Source organism: Streptomyces sp. SID3343, assembly GCF_009865215.1.
Classification (GTDB): Bacteria; Actinomycetota; Actinomycetes; order Streptomycetales; family Streptomycetaceae; genus Embleya.
Genome location: NZ_WWJX01001551.1, coordinates 1 through 21,262 on the forward strand (window position 1 = coordinate 1; position 21,262 = coordinate 21,262).

19 protein-coding genes are annotated in these 21,262 nt (G+C 70.0%); 9 read left to right on the forward strand and 10 right to left on the reverse strand.

Annotation, left to right across the window (positions count from 1 at the left end):
• Both GT354_RS49160 and GT354_RS49165 read right to left on the reverse strand, forming a co-directional pair.
• On the reverse strand, positions 1-1,941 hold a 1,941-nt coding region (locus GT354_RS49160), incomplete at its 3' end, for a PIG-L family deacetylase (protein ID WP_161364654.1).
• A gap of 214 nt (positions 1,942-2,155) precedes the next feature.
• On the reverse strand, positions 2,156-3,235 hold the full coding sequence (locus tag GT354_RS49165) for a bifunctional lytic transglycosylase/C40 family peptidase (RefSeq protein WP_346012521.1): 1,080 nt from the start codon (positions 3,233-3,235) through the stop codon (positions 2,156-2,158).
• Between the two features lie 233 nt (positions 3,236-3,468).
• On the opposite strand from GT354_RS49165, the gene GT354_RS49170 reads away from it, so the two are divergent.
• From GT354_RS49170 to GT354_RS49195, 6 genes are all read left to right on the forward strand, one after another.
• Positions 3,469-3,777 (forward strand): hypothetical protein, encoded by a 309-nt coding sequence (locus GT354_RS49170; RefSeq protein ID WP_161364694.1) that lies wholly within the window; start codon positions 3,469-3,471, stop codon positions 3,775-3,777.
• A 316-nt stretch (positions 3,778-4,093) separates the two neighbouring features.
• Positions 4,094-4,903: a hypothetical protein gene (locus tag GT354_RS49175; protein ID WP_161364657.1), complete on the forward strand. Its 810-nt coding sequence runs from the start codon at positions 4,094-4,096 to the stop codon at positions 4,901-4,903.
• Entirely contained in the window at positions 4,893-6,203 is a 1,311-nt protein-coding gene (locus GT354_RS49180) for a hypothetical protein (RefSeq protein ID WP_161364660.1), read from the forward strand. The genes GT354_RS49175 and GT354_RS49180 overlap by 11 nt, the downstream gene beginning before the upstream one ends.
• Complete coding sequence (locus GT354_RS49185) at positions 6,203-7,714, forward strand: SCO6880 family protein (protein ID WP_161364662.1); 1,512 nt, start codon at positions 6,203-6,205, stop codon at positions 7,712-7,714. The genes GT354_RS49180 and GT354_RS49185 overlap by 1 nt, the downstream gene beginning before the upstream one ends.
• A gap of 52 nt (positions 7,715-7,766) precedes the next feature.
• Positions 7,767-9,122 (forward strand): ATP-binding protein, encoded by a 1,356-nt coding sequence (locus GT354_RS49190; RefSeq protein ID WP_161364665.1) that lies wholly within the window; start codon positions 7,767-7,769, stop codon positions 9,120-9,122.
• A 12-nt stretch (positions 9,123-9,134) separates the two neighbouring features.
• Positions 9,135-9,572, forward strand: coding sequence for a hypothetical protein (locus GT354_RS49195; protein ID WP_161364667.1), 438 nt, complete (start codon positions 9,135-9,137; stop codon positions 9,570-9,572).
• A gap of 291 nt (positions 9,573-9,863) precedes the next feature.
• Here GT354_RS49195 and GT354_RS49200 read toward each other — a convergent pair whose 3' ends face one another.
• Together GT354_RS49200 and GT354_RS49205 are read right to left on the reverse strand one after the other, a co-directional pair.
• Complete coding sequence (locus GT354_RS49200) at positions 9,864-10,130, reverse strand: hypothetical protein (RefSeq protein WP_161364669.1); 267 nt, start codon at positions 10,128-10,130, stop codon at positions 9,864-9,866.
• Positions 10,131-10,302: 172 nt separating this feature from the next.
• Positions 10,303-10,938, reverse strand: a complete 636-nt coding sequence (locus tag GT354_RS49205; RefSeq protein WP_161364671.1) for a DUF4352 domain-containing protein — start codon at positions 10,936-10,938, stop codon at positions 10,303-10,305.
• A 98-nt stretch (positions 10,939-11,036) separates the two neighbouring features.
• Between GT354_RS49205 and GT354_RS49210 the strand changes: the two genes are divergently transcribed.
• Entirely contained in the window at positions 11,037-11,504 is a 468-nt protein-coding gene (locus GT354_RS49210; RefSeq protein ID WP_161364673.1) for a DUF6328 family protein, read from the forward strand.
• Between the two features lie 135 nt (positions 11,505-11,639).
• Here GT354_RS49210 and GT354_RS49215 read toward each other — a convergent pair whose 3' ends face one another.
• Positions 11,640-12,194 carry a MarR family transcriptional regulator gene (locus GT354_RS49215; protein ID WP_161364675.1) on the reverse strand — a complete coding sequence of 185 codons (555 nt, stop codon included), beginning with the start codon at positions 12,192-12,194 and terminating at the stop codon, positions 11,640-11,642.
• A gap of 342 nt (positions 12,195-12,536) precedes the next feature.
• Between GT354_RS49215 and GT354_RS49220 the strand changes: the two genes are divergently transcribed.
• Positions 12,537-13,847: an MFS transporter gene (locus GT354_RS49220; RefSeq protein ID WP_346012522.1), complete on the forward strand. Its 1,311-nt coding sequence runs from the start codon at positions 12,537-12,539 to the stop codon at positions 13,845-13,847.
• 142 nt (positions 13,848-13,989) lie between these two features.
• On the opposite strand, the gene GT354_RS49225 is transcribed toward GT354_RS49220, so the two are convergent.
• On the reverse strand, positions 13,990-15,606 hold the full coding sequence (locus GT354_RS49225) for a SpoIIE family protein phosphatase (protein ID WP_161364679.1): 1,617 nt from the start codon (positions 15,604-15,606) through the stop codon (positions 13,990-13,992).
• Between the two features lie 335 nt (positions 15,607-15,941).
• A complete protein-coding gene (locus GT354_RS49230; RefSeq protein ID WP_161364681.1) occupies positions 15,942-17,273 on the reverse strand; it encodes an NAD(P)/FAD-dependent oxidoreductase in 1,332 nt (443 codons plus the stop codon).
• 218 nt (positions 17,274-17,491) lie between these two features.
• On the opposite strand from GT354_RS49230, the gene GT354_RS49235 reads away from it, so the two are divergent.
• Entirely contained in the window at positions 17,492-18,235 is a 744-nt protein-coding gene (locus tag GT354_RS49235; RefSeq protein ID WP_161364683.1) for a TetR/AcrR family transcriptional regulator, read from the forward strand.
• Between the two features lie 22 nt (positions 18,236-18,257).
• On the opposite strand, the gene GT354_RS49240 is transcribed toward GT354_RS49235, so the two are convergent.
• The 3 genes from GT354_RS49240 to GT354_RS49250 form a co-directional block, all read right to left on the reverse strand.
• The gene (locus tag GT354_RS49240; RefSeq protein ID WP_161364685.1) at positions 18,258-18,710 is read right to left on the reverse strand and encodes a universal stress protein; all 453 of its coding nucleotides are present in this window, start codon (positions 18,708-18,710) and stop codon (positions 18,258-18,260) included.
• A gap of 107 nt (positions 18,711-18,817) precedes the next feature.
• On the reverse strand, positions 18,818-19,858 hold the full coding sequence (locus GT354_RS49245) for a phosphotransferase family protein (RefSeq protein WP_161364687.1): 1,041 nt from the start codon (positions 19,856-19,858) through the stop codon (positions 18,818-18,820).
• A 2-nt stretch (positions 19,859-19,860) separates the two neighbouring features.
• Positions 19,861-21,006, reverse strand: coding sequence for an acyl-CoA dehydrogenase family protein (locus GT354_RS49250; protein ID WP_161364689.1), 1,146 nt, complete (start codon positions 21,004-21,006; stop codon positions 19,861-19,863).
• Between the last annotated feature and the right edge of the window lie 256 nt (positions 21,007-21,262).

Consider the following 21,262-nt stretch of genomic DNA (forward strand, 5'->3'; position numbering starts at 1 on the left):
CACCGAGCGGCCCGCGCGGTCGGTGCCCAGGGTCGGGCCGATCGCGGCCGGCGTGTCGGCGAGCAGGCTCGCGGGGGCGTCGCCGCGCAGTACGACGGGCCGTCCCGCCGCGTCGCGGGTGGCCACAAGCGTCGGACCGTCGGCCGCCGCGCGCGTCGACAGCGGCTCGTAGCCGTTGCCGGCCGTCCGTACGACGCCCGGTGCCCATGCCCCGGGCGCCCACTCGACGAGGCTCGCGATCTCGGGGGTGCCCGCTCGCCGGTAGAGCACCTCGATCCGGCCCGCGCCGTCCGACACCGCCGCCGGCGCACCCGTCGGATGGTCGGCCGCGATCGTGCGGGCCGGCCCCATCCGTTCGCCGATCTGGTCCCATTGCCGAATGCCGTCGCGGGCGGTCGCGAACAAAGTGATCCGGCCGTCCGGTCGGGTCGTCGCGGTGAGGCCCTCGACCACGTCGGCGCCGCCCAGATCCGTCCACCCGGACCACGTGTCGGAGCCGGCGGGCAGCACGCGAGTACGCACGCCCTTGTCCCGATCACGCACGAACAGGTGCAGGCGGCCCGTGCCGTCGGCGCGGGCCACCGGGGTGCCCAACCCGCGTTCGGAGCCGCGAGAGGGGTTGCCCAGGCTCGTCCAGGGGCCGAGTCGCCCACCGGGTGTCGTCTCGGTCGCGGTCACCACGTCGCGGCGCGGTCGCTCGCCCTTGCCACCGCCCCCGAGGCGAAGCGCGAACACCCGGGTACGGCCGTCCGCCGTGCGGACCGGCGACAGACCCGGCGCGAGGATGCCCTCGGTGGGTCCGGGCGACAGCTGCGGATCACCGCCGACGGCCGCGTCGGTCCATCGGGCGACCTTGCCCCCGCTCACCAGCCACACGTCCGCCCGTCCGTCGGGCCCGGAAGCGAACTGCGGTCCGCCGTACGGGTATCGATACGTCGTGCTCTGCGGCCAGTTGCCGCGCAGCGCGTTGCCCGCGACCTTCAGATCACCGCAGCCGGCGGTGCCCGGGCAGTACGGGACCCGGTCCGCCCAGCCGTAGACGTGGAGGATCTCGGCCTTGCGCTCCAGCGCGGCGGGCGCCAGGTTGTGCGGCCAACGCTCGTTGTAGTAGCCGCGATACGGCACCGCGACGGGCCGGGCCTGCTCCGCTCCCGCGTTGTGTCGGCGCAGCGCCTCCCACGCGAACTGCGCTGCGGCGATGTGGTCCTGATGGTCCGACAGATCCTTGGCGTCCGAGTGTCGAGGATGCGCCTTGTCGTGCGTCTGCCGGTCGGGATCCGGGTCGAGCGTGCGCACGACGGTCGGTCGGTAGGTCCCGAGCAGGTCCACGAGCGACTCGATCAGGCCCTCGCGGGTGTACGCGTACGGGCCGCCGGCCGGGCTCGTGTCGGGGACGAGGGTGTCCAGTTCCCGCTCGCGCCCGCTCCACAGGGTCCGCAGCCGGCCGTGCGCGCCGATGCCCTTCTCCTTGCGGGTGTTGAGGAACACGAGCTTGACGTGGGGCGCGGACCGCAGGAAGTCCACCTCGGCGTGCGCGCCGTCGCGCAGCAGGACGCTGCGCCGGTCCCACGGCGCCGCCCGATCGCCGACCGCCATCAAGGCGTACGCGCCCCGTGAACCGTTGTCGCGTGCCTCGGCGTAGGACTGCGGATCCGGGTGCCCGCCGAAGCCGTTGCGCCCGTCGGCCTCCCCCGCGGTGAGGAAGACCGTCACCGAATCCGCGCCGCCGCGGATCGCCTGTTCGAGATCGGGGTTCATGAAGTACAGGTCGTCGTCCTGGTGCGCCACGATCTGCATCACCGCGCCGCCCGTCGGGCTCGTCTGCGGCGCGAGGGCCGACAACGGCACGGCCGCGAACGGGTCGTGGCGCGGCGGTGAGCCGTACGGTCCGGTCAGTCGCACCACCGCGTAGGTGAACGCGATGGCGACGACGAGCGTCACGGCGGTGAATCTCCCGGTCCCGGGGGGCCTGGACATGTCGGGCACGACCTCTTTCGGGACACACGGGCGGCGGCTCTCCACCGTACGTGGGCCGCGACGTGGGCGGCTTCGGGCACCCCTGCGACGCGCGAACGCCCGCGGGTGACGATCGCGTCGTCACCCGCGTCGCGGGTCGAGCCCTCGCACACGCGCGGCCGAGAGCCGGCCGCACGCCTCACGCGGCCGGCTTGGCCGTTCCCTCGGGGTCGGCGGCCGGCGAACCCGCGCCCGAGTCGTTGCCCTTGGAGGTCGGCGAGCGGTCCGGCAGCGACTGGGCGCCCTCGGGGGTGACCCGGGTCGCGCCGATGTAGTCGGGGCGGTCCATCGGGCCGAACTTGATCACCGTGCCGGTGTAGGGCGCGTGGAGCATCTGGCCGTTGCCCACGTACATCCCCACGTGGTGGATGCTGCGTGGGTCGCTCAGGTCGGTCGCGAAGAACACCAGGTCACCCGGGAGGAGTTGGTCGCGCGACGGGTGCGGGCCGGCGTTCCACTGGTCGTTGGCCACGCGCGGCAGGGTGATGCCCACCGTCTCGTAGGCGGCCTGGGTGAGCCCGGAGCAGTCGAAGCGACCACCGTCGGCCGCGCTGCCCTCACCGCCCCACAGGTAGGGCGTGCCGAGCTTGGTCTGCGCCCAGTTCACCGCGCCGGCCGCGAGCGCCATCGGCGGCAGTTGGGTGGTGACCATGCCGAAACTGCGTTCCAGCGAACGGATGTTGCGCACGTAGTTCTGTGTCTCGGTGTACGGCGGAATGCCCTTGTACTGCATGACCCGATACGCGCCCGCGTTGTAGGCGGCGAGCATGTTGTTCGTGTGGTCGCCGGGAACGGACGCGACGTACTTGGCGAGCGAGCAGTCGTAGCGGGCGGCGGCGGGAATCGCGTCGTCCGGATCCCACGGGCTCGTCTTGCCGTCGCCGTCGCCGTCGGTGGCCCACTCGGGCCACGTGCCGGGCATGAACTGCGCGATGCCCTGCGCACCGATGGGGCTCACCGCAGAGGGGTCGAACCCGCTCTCCTGGTACAGCTGCGCCGCGAGCAACGCCGGCGAGATCTCCGGGCACAGCCGGCCCCACTTGTCGATGGCCGCTTGGAACTGCCCTGGCACGGTCCCCGGGGCGAGCCCCATCGAGGAGAAGCCGCCGGGCGAACTCCCGGACGCGGACTGCATCGCGCCGACGCCGACCGTGAGAATTCCGACCAGACCGAAGGGGACCGCCAACGCGATACCCCCGGCCACCCAGGCTTTGCCCACCGCAGGCACCCCCGATTCTCCGCGGCCGGGTCCGGCCACAACGGACACTCGCAGTCATTGTGCGCGCCGTGATTGCTCAGCGCAATCACCCGTGATACACACAGTGATCAGACACACTTGCCGAGGTGGTAGCCCGATCGGCTTCCCCACAGCACAATAAACGAACGACACACTCCTCTTGTCGAATGCGACAGGAGGCCACGAAAAGCCCGACCTCGGGGGCGGTGAACAACGTGTTTCTTGGCCAAGGCAGTGGCGACATCAATACGATCATCGGCGGGATAGCTCCAGACTGGGGCCCGTTCGCAAGGCTGGGCGGAGAGGCCCGGATCATGGTCGAGGTGATCATGGCCGTGGCGCTGCTGCTGTGCCTGGCGCTCGCCATCTGGGGCGCGGCGAAGCAGCGCATCGGAGCGACCGCGATGCGCGACACCTTCAGCGCGGAGCAGGGCAAGGGCCTCATCATCGCCGGCCTGACCGGCGTGTTCATCATCGGATCGCTCGGGACGCTGTTCACGATCGTGTACGGAATGGCGATCTAGACCGGTTCGCGCCCTGCTGTCCCCAAGGTGGCGAATCCCGTGGTGTTTTCACTTGGGCGCGGCGCACTCCGGTGCGCCGTGCGCCCCCAAAACGGAATGCCCCGTTCCGCATTCGGGGCAGAGCAGAAATTCCGGTTCCTTTACCGGACAATCGAGCCTGTGTTCACGCAACAGCGCGGTGCCACGGGAATGACTTCTCGTCTGGGAAGATCATCTCGGCTGCAACCGACCCCGAAGGCGCTCGGTCCTCGGGGACTGTGTGGTGCGCGCAGGTCGCACGCATCGTCCGGCCTGCCGCGGTGAGGGGGGACAGGCCATGAGCGACGAGGAACCGGTCACGCGCACCCGGCTGCCCAGACCCACGGCATCGCCCGAGGGTCCGGAGCAACGACGCAATCCCGTACTTTCCGCGATAGGCGTCGTGGTCGTCGTCGCCGTGGTCATCGGGTCCCTGTTGTTCGCGGCCGATCGCTCCGACGACGGCAAGGACGACGACTCGAAGGCGACGGGCAACTCGTCGCAATCGACGGAGACTTCGCCGGCCGCGCCGCCCCTGTCCTCGGCCCGGGTGCCGGAGCGGGTCGACGCCGGTGTGCCCGTCGGCTATCCGCAGACCGGAGAGGGCGCCCAGTCGGCCGCGGCGAACTTCGTGGTCGCCTACGGCTCCTACCGGATGTTCCAGGCCGCGCCGCGCGCCGCGATCATCGGTGCCATCACCGACCCCACCGTCCGTGACGGTCTGCTCGCGCGCGCCGACCAGGTCTTCCGTTCGCAGACGTCGACGTTCGGCCTTCAAGCCGACGGAACTGCGCCAAAAGGGCTCACGTTCGTGTGCCGTGCCGTTCCGATGGGCACCAAGTCCACTGCGCATACCGCCACTTCCGCAACCGTGGAAGTGTGGAGCGTCGGTGTCGTCGGTCTCGCGGGTGGGGGCTCGGTCAAACCGGTGAGCGAAGCGTGGAACACCACCACGATGCGGCTCAACTGGGTGAACGGCGACTGGAAAATGGTCGAGTTCAGCCAAAAGGAGGGGCCGACACCGGTGTCCGGACTGCAAGTCCCCTCCGGTGCCGCAGACATCGCCAAGGCCGACGGGGAGTTCGGGGAATTGCGCTATGCACGCTGACGGAGAACGCCGCAGCCTCCGCAACCGTCTCCTCACCGTCGGCGGGGTGCTGACGACCCTGCAAACGGTCGGGGTTCTCACCGCCACGCAGGTCGTCGCCGCTCCCTCCCCCTCGCCGACGCCGCCCGGCGCGACCCCTCCGGCCGCGCCCGCGAACAAACCCGAGTGCGACCTGCTGGTCGGCTCGGCCAAGGACATCTGCAACAACGGCGGCCCCTCGACACCCGGGACCGGCCCGCTGCAGACGGTCACCGACCCGCTCGGCTCGATCGCCAAGGGCTGCGCCGAGGCCGCGACCTGGATCATCGACAAGCTCGCCGGCGCCGTCAACGACACGACCCAGGTCGATTTCACCAACCCGGGCTTCCTGCGCCAGTACGCGGTCGTCTTCGCCGCGTCGACGTTCCTCACCCTCATCCTGTGGATACTCGCCGTCGCCAAGCGCGCGGTGCGCGGCGTGCCGATCGGCACCGCGATCAGCGAGGCCGTGGGCTACCTGTGGCTCGCGGTGGTCGCGTCGGCGTTCACCCCGCTGGTCCTGTTCCTGGCCGTCTCGATGACCGACGCGATCACCGCGGCGATCGCGACCGGCACCCAACAGGACACGAACAAGTTCCTCGGCGGGTTCTCCAAGGCTCTGGATCCGGCGAGCGATCTCGGCGGCGGGCCGGTCATGCTCATCTTCGTCTCGTTGCTCTCGATGGCGGCGGCGGCGGTGTTGTGGGTCGAACTCCTGGTGCGCGCGGCGATGTTGTACGTCGGCGCGATCATGGGCACGGCCGTCTACTCGGGCCTGGTGGACAAGGCCATGTGGCATCACGTGCGGCGGTGGGCCGGGATCATGATCGCGGTGCTGCTCGCCAAGCCGGTGATCGTGATCGTGCTCGGCCTCGCCACGGCGGTCACCGCCACCGGCGGCAGTCAGGACGCGTTCTCCTCGGTCCTGTCCGGCCTCGCGATCCTGTTCCTGTCCATCTTCGCCAGTGTGCTGATCTACCGGTTCGTGCCGAACTTCGGTGACGACATGGCTTCCCTGCACAGCAGCCGCAAGGCGATGCAGTCGGCGGGCCCGGCCTCGATGGTCAACGGCCCGGCCACGTACATGAAGCAGGGGATCCAGGCGCACGCCTCGCGCGGGTCGAGCGGCTCGGGCTCTGCCCCGGTGACCGCGAACGCCGTATCGTCGGGCATTGCGGCCCACGGCTCCAGGGGCGGGGGCTCGGGCGGCGCGCAGGCACCGGCTCCGCCTCCCCCGGCCAACCCCGCAAGCACGCCTCACGCGAGGAACGGTAAAGAGTAATGACGACGCAACCGGTCGCCCGGCGCCGGACCTTCCTCATCGGCAAGGCCAAACCCACGGCGGTCATCGGCAAGAACCGCGAACCGGGCGAGATCTTCCTGATCATCGCGGCCGGTGGGCTCGCCCTGCTCTGGGGCCTGGTGGTGCCGATCCTGGTGGTGCGCATCGTGGGCCTGGTCGGCTTCCCGCTGCTCGCGTTCGCCGCGGTGTACATGCCCTACAAGCGGCGGACGTTCTACCGGTGGTGGGAGATCAACCGCACCTACAAGCGCACTCTCAAGCGCGGCGCCAAGTATCGCTCGGCGGTCGTCGAGGCGGGCACCAAACTGACCGGTCAGGGCGTCGCGGTGGGCTCGCCGCCCGGGGTCGGGCGGGTCACGTGGGCGAGCGTGCCGTTCGGGCCCGACGACCTCACCGTGATGATGCACCTGGAGCGGCGCACGGTCACCGCCGCGATCGAGATCGAGGGCCCCGGTGTGGGGCTGCGCGACTCGGAGGACCAGGAGGCCCTGGTCGAGCGGTTCGGCACGCTGCTCAAGCACGTGGCCAACGGGGACGGATTCGTCACCCGGCTGCAGATCCTCGCCCGGACGCTGCCGGCCGACCCGGACGCGCACGCCAAGGATGTGGCCAGGCGCGGCGATCACAAGGCACCGCTGTGGGTGCAGGACTCCTACGAGCAACTCCAGTCGATGGTGTCGACGTCGTCGGAGCAGCACCGGGCGTATCTGATCGCGTGCATGCACTACACCCGTGACCTGGCCGCCGAGGCCAACGTGATGGGCAAGGGCGACAAGGGCATCGGCATCGTGATGGCACGCGAACTCACCGATGTGTGCGCGCGGTTGACCGAGGCCGACATCCGGGTGCGGCAGCCGCTGAACGAGCCCAGGCTCGCGTCGCTGATCCACTCGATGTACGACCCCGAACACCAGATCGACGCGTTCGAGGGCATGCAGGCGCGCTACGCGTGGCCGGCCGAGTTGGACGCGACGCACCAGAACTACCTGGAGGCCAAGACCCGCGAGTCGGACTCGGCCGAGCCGTGGTGCCACGCGACCGCGTGGATCAAGGAGTGGCCGCTGACCCCGGTGGGGGTGAACTTCCTCGCGCCGCTGCTCGTGCACACTCCCGACGTGATCCGTACGGTCGCCGTCACGATGGACCTGGAGCCCACCGACGTCGCGATCGAGCGGATGCTCACCGAGAAGACCAACGACGACGCCGACGCGGCGCGCGCGGCCAAGATGAATCGCGTGGTCGACCCGCGCGACATGGCCCACACCGGCCGCGTCGACCAGCGCGGCGAGGACCTCGCGGGGGGTGCGGCGGGCGTCAACATCGTCGGCTACATCACGGTTTCCTCGCGCAATCCCGACCAACTCGCGCGCGACAAGCGCACGATCCGCGCCTCCGCGGGCAAGTGCTTCCTCAAGCTGGAGTGGTGCGACCGCGAGCAGCACCGCGCATTCGTGAACACGCTCCCGTTCGCGACCGGGATCCGCAAGTGAGCGCGCCCGGCTCGCGTCCGGGCGGCGTCCGTCGGGTGGAAGGGGTGACGTCATGGCAGGGTTGATGTCCGGGTTGACCCAGGGCTTCTCCGGGATCATCTTCGGTCGCAACGAGACCCAGCGGCTGCCGGTGCGTACGTCCACCGGACAGGCCCAGGCGGTGTACCTGCCGACGGCCGCGCCCGGGCTCGGCGACTCGGGGGTGATCATCGGGCGCGAGGTGTACTCGGGCAAGGGCTACATCTACGACCCGTTCCAGTTGTACGGCCAGCAGTTGCCCGCGCCGCACTGGCTCGTGCTCGGCGAGTCGGGCAACGGAAAGTCGGCGCTGGAGAAGACCTACGTCCTGCGCCAACTGCGCTTTCGCGACCGTCAGGTGGTCGTGCTCGACGCGCAGGGCGAGGACGGGGTCGGCGAGTGGAACCTGATCGCCGAGGCGCTGGGCGTCAAGCCGGTCCGGCTCGACCCGAACGACTTCTCCGGCGAGGCGGTCCGGCTGAACCCGCTGGACCCGGCCATCGCGGTCACCGGGCAGCTGGCGCTGCTGCGGACGATCATCGAGGTCGCGATGGGCCATACCCTCCAAGAGCGCGCGGGATACGCGCTCAAGGCCGCGCACACACACGTCATGCGGACCGTGCACGGCCGCCAGCCCATCCTCCCCGACATCGTCGAGGCGCTGCGCAACCCCACCCCGGAGTCGTGCGAGCTGCTCAGCCTGGACGTCAAGGACGTCCGGGTCTGGGGTCTGGACGTGGCGCTCGTGCTCGACCGGCTCACCGACGGCGACCTGCGGGGCATGTTCGAGGGGCCGACCACGGACGGCATCGACCTCGACTCGCCGCTGATCATCTTCGACCTGTCGCACATCGACCGGAACTCGATCGCGATGCCGATCCTGATGGCGATCGTGGGCGTGTGGCTGGAACACACCTGGATCCGGCCCGACCGGGTCAAGCGCATCTTCCTGGTCGAAGAGGCGTGGCACATCATCAACAGCCCCTTCGTCGCCCAGCTGTTCCAGCGTCTGCTCAAGTTCGGCCGCCGCCTGGGCCTGTCGTTCGTCGCGGTCGTGCACCACCTGTCCGACGTGGTCGACGGCGCGGCGGCCAAGGAGGCGTCGGCGATCCTGAAGATGGCGTCGACGAGAACCGTCTACATGCAAAAGGCCGACGAGGCGAGAGCGACCGGAAAGGTGCTCGGCCTGCCGAGGTGGGCCGTCGAGATCATCCCGACCCTGACCCCCGGCATCGCGGTGTGGGACGTCAACGGCAACGTCCAGGTGGTCAAGCACCTGATCACCGACACCGAGCGGCCGATGGTCTACACCGACCGCGCGATGACCGAGGACGCGGTGGAGGAACGGGTGCGCGCCGAGGCGGCGTTGGCCGACGACCCGGCCGCGTAGGCGAGGCCGTCGATGTCCGCGCCGGTGCCTCGCCTGCCCACTCCCGGCCGGGTGCCCAACCGGGGCGTCCCGGACGGGCTGCTGATCGCGGGCCTGGCACTGCTGCTCGCCGGCACCACGGTGTTCTGGCTGGCGACCGAGATCGCGGCGGTGGCGTCCGGCAAGGACATCCCCGACCGGGTCACCTACCGGAGTTCGGCGTTGGCGATGCGCTCGCTCCTGGCGTCGCCCGGCGACGTGGCGAAGGCGTGGCCGAACACGCCGCCGAACCAGTTGCCTTCGGCCACCGTGTTCTGGGTCACCTTCGGTCTGCTGGTCCTGCTGCTGCTGATTGTCGCGGGTCTGGTGTTCCGGTGGTGGCTGCGCTGGACCGCGGCGCGGCGAGCCGCGGCCGGGCGACGCAAATCGGTGGCCGAGAAACGGAATCAGTCGCTCCCCGACGGGGAATGATGCGCGTGCCGGTCCCCATCGAGGAGCGGCTCCCGATCGTGGCCGGGCACGGCCGCCGCGTGGCCGCACGGCTTCCCGGCAATCGGCCCGGCCCACCAACTCGGCGGGCGGGTGCGGGCGTTGCGCTCGCCGGCGCTTTGGGGCGCCGCGGTCGAGGTCGGCGCCATCGACGTCAGGGCTTGCGGCCCAGCCGGCCCACAGCGATGGTCTGGTGAAGCGTCGATCGCCGTTGATGCCAACGGAATTGCCCATGGCGACCGCCGGCCCCCGGGCGCAAGGCCGGTTGCGGCGTCAGTCGGTCCAGGTCATGCACTCCTCGCAGCGGTACGCGCGCGGGCCGGACTTGTACTCGACCTTGTCGGACTTGCGGTAGTACGCGCACGCTCGGTTCTTGCACACCACGGGGTGTCCGTCCACGGCCTCGACCGGCAACGGCGCCGTCTCGTAGCCGCACGAGGTGGGCGGCAACTTCTTGTAGTAACCGCCGGTGGCGGGCAGCGCGGTCGGATCGAACGGTGCGTACGCGGCGTCGTCGGGCACCTCTTCGGTCACACTCATGCGCACCTTCCCTTCGGGAGGGGACGCTAGTCGAAGCGAGGGCGCGGCAAGGCGGGTTCGGGAGGTTCACCCCCTCGGGAGCACATCCCCTGGGGGCGGGCGGGTGAGCCCGGAATGCCGAACGGCCCCGATCATGGGGGCCGTTCGGCGTGGTTGCGGTCGAGCTACCGGCTCAGGCCCGCCATTGGCCGACCTGGTCGCTGTCGGCACCGGAGAATCCGAACTGGATGTCGACGATCTTCGACGCCTCGGGCACCTCGTAGGTGACGAAGCCCAACCGACTGGATCCGGCGGGGATCTGTACCGAGGACGCGAACGCGGGCCCTGCGGTCGTCTCCCCGTAGGTGGTGCCGAACTGCTGTCCCTGCTCGTCGATCACGTTCGAACCGAAGTTCGGCGTACGATCCACGACCTTGCTGCCCTTGTTCGTCACTCGCCATTGGATGGCGATCCAACGGTTGCCCTCCTTGGGCTTGCCGAACTGGTTCGCGCTGGTCGCCGGGTCGACGACCTGGACGACGGTCACCTCCACCGCGCTGCCGTCGCGGTCCTGAAGCGCGATCGTGTCCCCCACCTTGGCGGGTGCGGGCGGCGCGGGCTTGGTCGGCGCCGGCTTGGTCGACGCGGGGTGCGACGCCTGCTCGTTCCCGGTCGGGGCGGGCGTCGACTTGTCCTCGGCGAGCGGCGTGGTCGTGACGACCTGCGCCTTGGGTTGGGTCTTGACGCCGCCGTCGCGATCCCCGGAACATCCGGCGAGCGCGACGACGGCCGAGAGTGCGGCGCCGACGACGGCGATGCGGTGGTGCATGATCCCCCCACGGGTCGAGTGAGGGGATGTTACGCCTCGTCGTCCGAGCCCGTGCTCCAACCAGGTGAGAAACGATTCTTCCGGGGCAGCAGCGGGTCATGGACGAAACCCCGAAGCAGAGACTGGACCGTGAGCTCAACGAGCTCATGCAGGGGCTGCGCGTCGCGATCCCGGGCGTGCAGTTCATGTTCGCGTTCCTGCTGACGGTGCCGTTCGCGCAAGGCTTCGCCAAGGTCACGGAATTCCAGCGGGACGTCTTCCTGGTCGCGCTGATATCGACGCTGCTGTCCTCGGTGTTCTTCATCGCACCCGCCGTGCAGCACCGCATGCTGTTTCGCGGCGGCGCCAAGGACGTGCTGCTCCACCGTTCGAACCGCTACGGGATAGCCGGGGCCGCGGCCCTGTCGGTCGCCATGACGTCGGCGGTGATGCTCGTCGTGGACTACCTGTTCGGCCGGGCCTGGTCGTTGTCCGTCGCGATCCCACTCGCGGTGCTGATCGGGTGGGTGTGGCTGCTGGAACCGGTGATCACCCGCAAGCGGCGCAACGACGACTACCTGCCGTAGCGCGTCGGACCGCAGGACCCGCTCCGAGGGGTCGCGCGGCGGGCGCCCGTACCGGGCCCGGCCGGCGTACCCCGCACGCGCCTGTCGCGCGCGTCGACCGCCCGGTGCCGGATCAGCGTCCGGGCGGGTGTGCGGTCATTGTGCGTCGAGCCGGCCGCCGGCGTCCGGCTGGGACTCCTCGACGCGCGCGAGCATGCCACGCAATCCGGCCGCGAGCGCTTGGCGCTCGGCGGGCCCCAGGTCCTGCAGGAGGCCGGCCTCGAACACCGCGGCCTCGCGGACCACCCGCAGCCACATGTCCCGACCGGCGGACGTCAGTTCGACGATCACTCGGACCCGGTTGTGCTCGTCTCTCGTTCGGGTGACCAGATCCTCGGCGACCATGCGGTCGAGGCGGTGGGTCATCGCGGCGGGAGTCAATCCCAGCCGGCGGGCGAGGTCACCGGGACTGAGCCGATACGGGCGGCCGACCAGAACCAGGGCCTTGAGCACCTCCCACTCGGCGTTGGTGATGCCGAGTGCGGTGAGTTGGCGGCCGTACGCCACGTTCATCCGACGGTTGAGCTTGGACAGTGCCGCCACAATCGTCTCGACCTGCGGATCGACCTCGGGAAACTCGCGCTGGAAGACGGCGATGTATTCCTCGATGTCGCCTTCGTCCGTCGTCGACGGCTCGGCCCCCTCTGTCATGCCGGGAAGTATCGCACCTTCGCGTGAAGGCATTGGACGCCAACGCTATGGATCCGTATAGTTTAGGTCTGAAGTCTTCAGGTTTGAGGACTCGGATTCATCGGACCAGGTACGGCTGCGACGCCGGCGTGGGCCCGGGCTCATCCCCCGGCTGCCCCCGGCGCGCAAGCCTCGACGCACGTACAGGCGAGCCTCCTCGCCGGACCCGGGCACGCCCGCGTGTCCGCGGGATCGGCTCGGCTGCACAGGCATGCCTTCCGACCTCCGAGCCCTCGGCCCGAAGACCGACCCCCGCGGCCCCGGAATCACCGGCCCGCGCAATCGGCAGTCGGGAGGTGTGTGGTGGCTACTCAAGGCGCTCTGCGTCGGATTCAGCTCGGTAACGCGCTCAGCGCGTTCGGCAGCGGTTTCACGGTGCCGTTCCTGTTCGTATACGTGACGCGGGTGCGAGACATGTCGGCCGGTCAGGCCGGCCTGATGTTCAGCGTGCTCGCGATAGCCGCCCTGTGCGCCCTCCCGATGGTCGGCCCCGCGATCGACCGGCGCGGTCCGCGCCCGGTGGTCGCGGTCGGCTCCGTCGTGGCGGCGGCCGGCGCGTCGACCCTGGGCCTGGCGGTCGACGAGGCACTCGTCATGCTCGGGGCCGCGCTGCTCGGTGCCGGTGTGGCCGCGATCCAGCCGGCACTCGCGACGATGATCGTGCGGTGTACGACGGCGATGAACCGCGCCCGCGCGTTCGCGCTCCAGTTCACCTTCAACAACCTCGGGCTCGGCATCGGCGGTCTGATCGGCGGTCTGATCGTCGACCCGTCGCGGCCGGCGAGTTTCACCCTGCTGTTCTCGATGGAAACCGCGATGTTCCTGGTCCTGGGCGCGATCTGCGGCACGGTACGGCTGCCCGCGGTCGCTGCGGCGCCGGTCGGGGCCACCCCCGGATCGGGCTTTCGGCACGTGCTCGCGAACCGGGCGATGGTCAAGCTCTGCGTGGTCAGCGCGGTCATCTTCTTCACGTGCTACGGCCAGTTCGAGTCGGGCCTCGCCGCGTTCGCGACCGAGGTCGGTCACATCTCGCCGAGCATGCTGGGCTTCGCGCTCGCGGCCAACACGGCGGTGATCGTGCTCGGTCAGCTCACCGTCCTGCGGATCACCCAGCGGCGTCGCCGCAGCACGGTGATCGCGGCGACGGGTGTGGTCTGGCTGCTCGCGTGGATCGTCACGGCGTTCACCGGCCTGGTGCACTCGAACGCGGTCGCGGCGGCGGTCACGATCATCACGACCTACATGCTCCTCGGCGTGGGCGAGTCGTTGTTGGCCCCGACGCTGGGGCCGATGGTCGCCGACCTCGCGCCCTCCCATCAGCTGGGGCAGTACAACGCCGCGCAGTCGCTGGTGAAGCAGCTCGCGATGGCGGCGGGGCCGGCGTTCGCGGGCGTCATGGTGGGGGCCGGTCTGTACGGCCCGTATCTGGCGATCCTGATGGCGTGCTCGGTGTTGATCACGGTGTTGGGGCTGCGGATGCGGCACACCTTGAACCCGACCCAGAACGGAGTGGCCGCGGTCTCGTCCACCGCGGTGGCCTCGGGTGGCGGCGCGGTCGCGCCCGCGACTCGGCCTTCGGACGTGGCTTCGGCCACGCCGGTGCCGGTGGGCTGAGGTCGTCGGGTTGAGGTCGACGGTCGGTCGGGTGGGGTCGCCCCTCACCCGCACCGCCCGTCGCGACCGGTTCGCCGGGGCCGATCCCACGGCCGACGGGTGAGCGTGTCCGGGTCCTCCGGACCCGATCACGCTCCCCCGGTCAACCCAACGGGAATTCGCACCACACCGTCTTGCCCTCGTCCGTGAGGCGGCTGCCCCACGACTTGGCGATGGTGGCGACGATCGCCACTCCGCGGCCGCTCTCGTCGTCGGCCGCGGCCCGTCGCCGACGCGGGACGTGGTCGTCGGCGTCGGACACCTCCACGATCAGCCGCTTGTCGGTCCGTCGCAGGCGCAGCCGCATCGGCGCCGCGCCGTGGGTGAGCGCGTTGGCCACGAACTCGCTCACGGCCAGGACGCCCAGCTCGCGCAGTTCCTCGCCGACCTGCCAGCTCGCCAGGACTCCCGAGGTGAAGGCCCGCCCCCGGGCCGCGACCTCGCTGCCGCCCAGCAGATCGAGCGAGGCGGTGCGAAACAGCCGGGCCTGCGCGCCCTCGCGTCGCGGCAGTTGCAGCACCAGCATCGCCATGTCGTCGTCGTGTTCCTCGGGCAGTTGCATGTGCGCGATCAGGTGATCGCGGACCGCCTCCGGCTCGCCGACCGACGCGAGCAGCGCGCTGCCCAGCGTGTCGATGCCCTCGTCGAGGTCCTCGCCCCGGCGCTCGACCAAACCGTCCGTGTACAGCACCACCGTCGACCCCGGGTCGAGCGTGATCCGGCCGGACGTGTGCGGCCAGTTGCCGCCCGTGCCCAGCGGCGGTCCGTTCGCGTCGTCCAGCTTGTGGATCACGTCGTCGCCGTCGCGCACGAGCGGCGGCAGGTGGCCGGCCGTCGAGTAGGTCAGGACGCCCTCGCCCGGGTCGTAGACCGCGTAGGCGCACGTCGCGATCTGCGTCGCGTCGATCTCCATCGCGGTCTCGTCGAGCAGTTGCAGGATCTCGTGCGGCGGCAGATCCAACCGCGCGTACGCCCGTACCGCCGTGCGCAGCTGGCCCATCACCGCCGCGGCCCGCACGCCGCGCCCCATCACGTCGCCGATCACCAACGCGGTGCGGCCCGCGCCGAGGGTGATCACGTCGTACCAGTCGCCGCCCACGGCCGCGTCCGTGCCGCCCGGCAGGTACTTCGCCGCGACGATCAGGTCGTCGGGGTTCTCCAACCGCTGGGGCAGCAGACTGCGTTGCAGCGTGACGGCCGCCTGTCGGTGCCGGCGCTCGCTCTCCCGCAGCCGGTCGGTGGCCTGCACCTGGTCCGTGACGTCGACCGCGAACACGAGCACCCCGCGGGTGTCCCCACCGCGACCGGCCGCCTCCGGCCGCACGGGTGTGCAGACGAAGGTGTAGTAGCCGTGCTTGCGTTCGCTGTCGGGCATGCCGGGATAGGTCTCGCCGCGATGGTCGACGCGACGCGCACGCACGGTGCGCCCGCGGCCCGTCCGATAGACCTTGTCCATCAGCGTGAGCAGTCCGTGCTCGGCGAGTTCGGGCAGCGCGTCACGGGCCGGGACGCCCGCCTTGCGCGCGCCGAACACCGCCCGGTAGGCGTCGTTGACGTAACACAGCTCGTGGTTCGATCCCCGGGTGACCGCGATCAGCGCCGGCGCGTGGGCCAGCACGTCCCGCAACGGGAAGGTGTCGTTCGGTTCCTGGCTGCGTGCCGCCGGCACCGTGCGTCGCCGGTCACCGGCCAGCCGGGCGCCCCACCGGGTGATGTTCAACCGCTCGCTTCCTGGGGAGTTCTTTTCACGCTAAGCGCTTGGATGTTTACCGCAGGTGACATCACCAGTGTGGGCGAAAGTCGGCCGTGAGGGAATCACGTCCCACGACCGGGCCCCCGTTCGGGGGACCCGAAGCCGTGTGTTGTCGCAATGTACGTGACCCGATCGCGGCACACTCCTCCCTCGAACATCCCGGCAGCTTACGAGCCCTCCGGCGGCGAGCGAGCCCCACCGGCCGGCACAGGCACCCGCGTAAACCCCCACGAGTCTCCCGGACGGCCTCCGCACGTCCTCCGCGCGGCCTCCCGCGCCGCGGGCGAACTCCCGGCGGCGCCCTAGCGAGAAGGCTTGCGCTCCCCCCGGGTGGCGTACTCGAATTCCGCGCGCGGGTGTTCGATCGAGCCCAGCGAGACGATCTCGCGCCGGAACATCAACGCGAGGGTCCACTCGGCCATGATGCGCATCTTGCGGTTCACGGTCGGCACCCGGCTCAGGTGATACGTGCGGTGCATGAACCAGGCCGGAAAGCCCTTGGTCTTGATCCCGTACACCTGGGCGACACCCTTGTGCAGGCCGAGCGAGGCGACCGAACCCACGTACTTGTGGCGGTACTCCTGCTGCGCCTGTCCGCGCAGCGAGGCCAGGATGTTGTCCGCCAACACGCGCGCCTGACGCACCGCGTGCTGGGCGCTGGGGCCGGTGAACTCGCCGTCCGGCTTGGTCAGGTCCGGAATCGCCGCGCAGTCGCCCGCGGTCCACGCCCCCGGCGCGCCGTCGACCTCCAGCGTCGCCCGGCCTTTGAGTCGGCCCTTGTCGTCCAGCGGCAGGTCGGTGCCGATGAGCATCGGGCTCGGTTTGACACCCGCGGTCCACACCAGCGTGCTCGCGTCCACCTCGGTGCCGTCCGACAGCACCACGTGCCGGTCCCTCGCCGACTCCAGGCGCGTGTTCAACCGGACGTCGATGCCCCGCCGACGCAGTTCGGCGACCGTGTAGCGGCCCATGTCCTCGCCGACCTCGGGCAGGATCCGCGGGCTCGCCTCGACCAGGATCCAGCGCATGTCCGCAGGAGTGATGTTGTGGTAGTAGCGGCAGGCGTAGCGCGCCATGTCCTCCAACTCGGCGAGCGCCTCGACGCCGGCGTAGCCACCGCCCACGAACACGAACGTCAGTGCGTGGTCGCGAATCGAGGGGTCCCTCGTCGACGACGCGATGTCCATCTGTTCGAGCACGTGGTTGCGCAGCGCGATGGCCTCTTCGACGGTCTTGAAGCCGATGCCCCACTCGGCGAGGCCGGGAATGGGCAGTGTGCGAGCGATCGATCCGGGCGCGACCACGAGCAGGTCGTACGCCATGTCGTAGCACTCGCCGCCGATCGGCTCGATCGTCGCGGTCTTCTTGCCGTGGGCGATGTGTTCGACCGTGCCCGTGACGACGCGGCACTTGGGCAGCACCGCGCGCAGCGGCACCACGACGTGGCGCGGGGAGATGGCGCCGGCCGCGGCCTCGGGGAGGAACGGCTGGTAGGTCATGTACGACTGCGGTTCGACGACGGTGACCGTCGCCTCGCCCGCCTTGAGTTTCCGTTGCAGCCGAAGGGCCGTGTACAGGCCGACGTAGCCGCCGCCGACGATCAGGATGCGCTCGGGCCGAGTCGAGGTCGTCATGCGTCCCACTCTGCCCCTTTCGAAGCCCCGCATACAGACGATCAAACGGTTTTCGCGCCCGGCACGGGTGGTGACGAGACGTCAGCGGTCAGCGATATCTTCACAACCGTGCTGTCGGATTCCGCTTCTTGGGCGGGGTCTGTTCAGGTAGTCTCGACGCCCTGGGCAAAGCGGGGTCAGGTGGGGGAACGACACACTTGCCTTTCGGGGGAGACGCTATGAGCGGCGCTTCGCGTACGCGTACCACCAAGACACAGGACACCGGCGGCGACATCGTCGGGAGTCGGCACACGACGACGATTCCACCGGCTCGAAAGCCGCAGCGCAGCAGGCAAGCCGATCCTTCTCCGCAGTTGCGCACCGACGCTCGCCGCAACCTGGAGCAGGTGCTGCGCGCGGCGCGCGAGGTGTTCGGCGAACTCGGCTACGACGCCCCGATGGAGGAGATAGCCCGGCGAGCCGGGGTGGGGGTCGGCACGATCTACCGCCGCTTCACCGGCAAGGAGGCGCTCGTCCAGCGCATCATGATCACCGAGACCAACCGCCTCACGGTGGAGGCGATCAACGCACTCGACGAGGAGCCCGACGCGTGGTCCGCGCTCGCCCGCTACTTACGCCGCGCGGTCGGCTCGGGTGCCGGGAGACTGTTCCCGGCGTTGAGCGGCCGGGTGCCGGTGACCGAGGAGATGAGCTCCTCGCGTGCCGAACTCAACGAAGCCGTAGGGGTGTTGGTCGATCGGGCCAAGGCCGGCGGACTTCTCCGGGCCGATGTGTCCGATGCCGACATCTCGTTGATGATGTCGTGCCTGCTGCCGCCGTCGGGTCTGCCGCATCCGCAGCGGTTGACCATCGCCGGTCGCTATCTGGAGATACTGCTGGACGGCCTGCACGCGGGACATTCCTCCCCGCTGCCCGGGAAGCCGTTCACGCAGGACGAGTTGGACTCGCTGTTCTTGAGCTGATCCCACCCGCGACCCGCGAACGTCAACTCCGCACGACCAACACGGGGCACGCCGCGTGATGGACGACCGCCGTGCTGACCGAACCCAGCAGCAGGCGCGAGAAACCGCCGGACCCGCGTGAGCCCACGACCACCATCTCGTGCCGCTCCGACATGCCGAGCAACACCTCGGTCGCGGTGCCGGCGAACACCTGGACCACCGCATGTCCCTCGAACGGTCGATCTCGCGCGCCGCCGACCTCGGCGACGATCGTCTCGGTCCGGATGCGCAGTTCCGTCAACGTGCGCTCCAGGTCCTCCTGGTAGGTCGGCACCGGAGTGAGCACCGCGTAGCCGGGCGCGGAGGGCTGCGCGGTGACCACGTAGAGCGGCAGTTCGCGCAGTTCGGCCTCGGTCATCGCCCAGTCCAGGGCGCGTCGCGCGGGATCGGATCCGTCCAGGCCGACCACCACGCCCTTGGGCTCGTCGTCGACCATGAGGCCCTCCTCGTCACCGACCCGGTACCGACACCGGATGTGGAGGGCCCCATACCACCCGGGTGCCGCGTGCTCACCTGTTCACGCGAAGGCCACCCGGACGGCGGTCACGGACTGCGCAGGATCTCCCGCGCGCGCTCCGCGAGGGCGAGCAGGCCCTCACCGGTGAACCGGCCGCCGGTGTCCTGGTCGCCCATCGCGCCCGCGGTGAACCGGTCGAGCACGCCGGCGAGGATGCACGCAAGCCGCCAGCACGCGAACGCCTGGTACCAGCGGATGTGCGACAGGTCCCGACCGGTCGCGGCGGCGTAGCGCGCGGCGAACGCGGCCCGGTCGACGAACCCTTCACTCGCGGTGCCGTCGGCCGGCAGCAGACCACCGTCCTCGCCGCGCTCGACCCAGTACATGAGCGTGGTGCCAACGTCGGCGAGCGGGTCGCCGAGCGTGCACAACTCCCAGTCCAGGACCGCGCGTACGGTGCCGTCCGGGCCCAGGATGACGTTGTCGAGGCGGAAGTCGCCGTGCACGATCGTCGCGCCCTGCTGCGTCGGGATCGACGCCGCGAGCGCGTCGTGCACGTCGTCGATCACCTCGACGCCGGGCACTCGGGTGGCCTCCCACTGCCGATGCCAGCGCCGCAACTGGCGGCCGATGTAGTCCTCGCGACGGCCCAGTTCACCCAGTCCCACCGCGTCCACGTCGACCGCGTGGATCGCCGCGAGCACGTCCGCGAGTTGCTCGCCCGCGTGCCGTCGGGCCTGGGGGGTCAGCATCTCGGTCGCGTCCTCGGCGGTGCGTACGACGTGCCCGTCGACGAAGTCCATGACGTAGAACGGAGCGCCGTTGACATCCTCGTCGGGGCAGAACCCGACCAGCGGCGGGACCGGAACGTTCGTGCGCCCCGCGCCGAGCGCGGCCAGAATCCGATGCTCGCGCCCCATGTCGTGCGCCGTCGCGAGCACGCGCCCGAGGGGCGGTCGGCGTAGCACCCACCGGTGCGCGTCGGCGTCGGAGACGACGTAGGTGAGGTTCGAGCGCCCGCCGAGCACGAGTTCGAAGTCCAGCGGCGGGAGCACCGGCACGCGCTCCGCGAGCCACGCGGTGATCGCTTCCGGGTGCAGGGCCCGAGCCGTTCGAGTGTCCGTCATGATCAGATCCCGAGCGAGCGGCCGATGATTTCCTTCATGATCTCGTTCGTTCCCCCGTAGATCGATTGCACCCGTGTGTCGACGAACGCCTTGGCGACCGGGTATTCGAGCATGTAGCCGTAGCCGCCGTGCAACTGCAGGCAGCGGTTCACGACCCGCTGTTGCAGATCGGTGGTCCACCACTTGGCCTTGGACGCCTGCACCGCGTCGAGTTCGCCCGCGATGTGCTTCATGATGCAGTCGTCGACGTAGGTGCGTGCGATGTCCAACTCGGTGTCCATCTCGGCCAGTTCGAACCTGGTGTTCTGGAACGAACCGATCGTGCGGCCGAACGCGGTACGGCTCTTGACGTATTCGATGGTGTGCGCGAACACCGTCTCGGCGCCCGCGACCGCCCCGCACGCGATGCCCAGCCGCTCCTGCGGCAGGTTGTTCATCAGGTGGTAGAAGCCGCGGTTCTCCTCACCCAGGAGGTTGTTCGCGGGCACTCGCACGTCCGCGAAGAACAGTTCGGCGGTGTCCTGCGCCTTCATCCCGACCTTGTCGAGGTTGCGGCCACGTTCGAAGCCCGGCATGCCGCGCTCGACCACGATCAGGCTGATGCCCTTGCTGCCCTTGGCCGCGGGGTCGGTCTTGGCGACCACGATCACCAGGTCGGCGTTGATGCCGTTGGTGATGAAGGTCTTGGCGCCGTTGAGCACGTAGTGGTCGCCGTCGCGGATCGCGGTGGTGCGCACGCCCTGGAGGTCGCTGCCCGCGCCGGGTTCGGTCATCGCGATGGCGGTGATCAGTTCACCCGTGCAGAAGCCGGGCAGCCAGCGCTGCTTTTGTTCGTCGGTCGCGAGGTCGTTGAGGTAGGGCGCGACGACCTCGTTGTGCAGGCCGAACCCCACGCCGGAGGCGGCCACTCGGATCAGTTCCTCGGACAGGATCGCGAGATAGCGAAAGTCCGAGACCCCGCCGCCGCCGTGCCGCTCGTCCACGTCGATGCCGAGCAGACCCTGCTTGCCGGCCTTGAGCCAGACCGAGCGGTCGACGATGCCGTCCTTCTCCCACTGGTCGTGAAACGGTACGACCTCGCGCTGGAAGAACTCGCGAGCGGTGTCGCGGAAGGCGATGTGCTCGGGTTCGAGGTGCCGGTCCCTCATGGTGTGCCCCCTGCGATATCGCGGTGGATCGAGCCGAATCGGACATTCCTACCGGTCGGTAGGTGTCACGCGTGCTCGCATGCTAGGTGGGTGGCGACAACCGGATCAAGGGCCTGCGGGGCGCGGACGGCGCGGAGCGCGGACGAGGCGCCGGGCCGAAGGCGATCGGGTGGGTCACGCCGCTCGCGAGGATGCGCGCCGCGGCCGACGCGACATCGGTGGACACACCGTGGGCGAGGTCGCCGCCTCGGGGCGC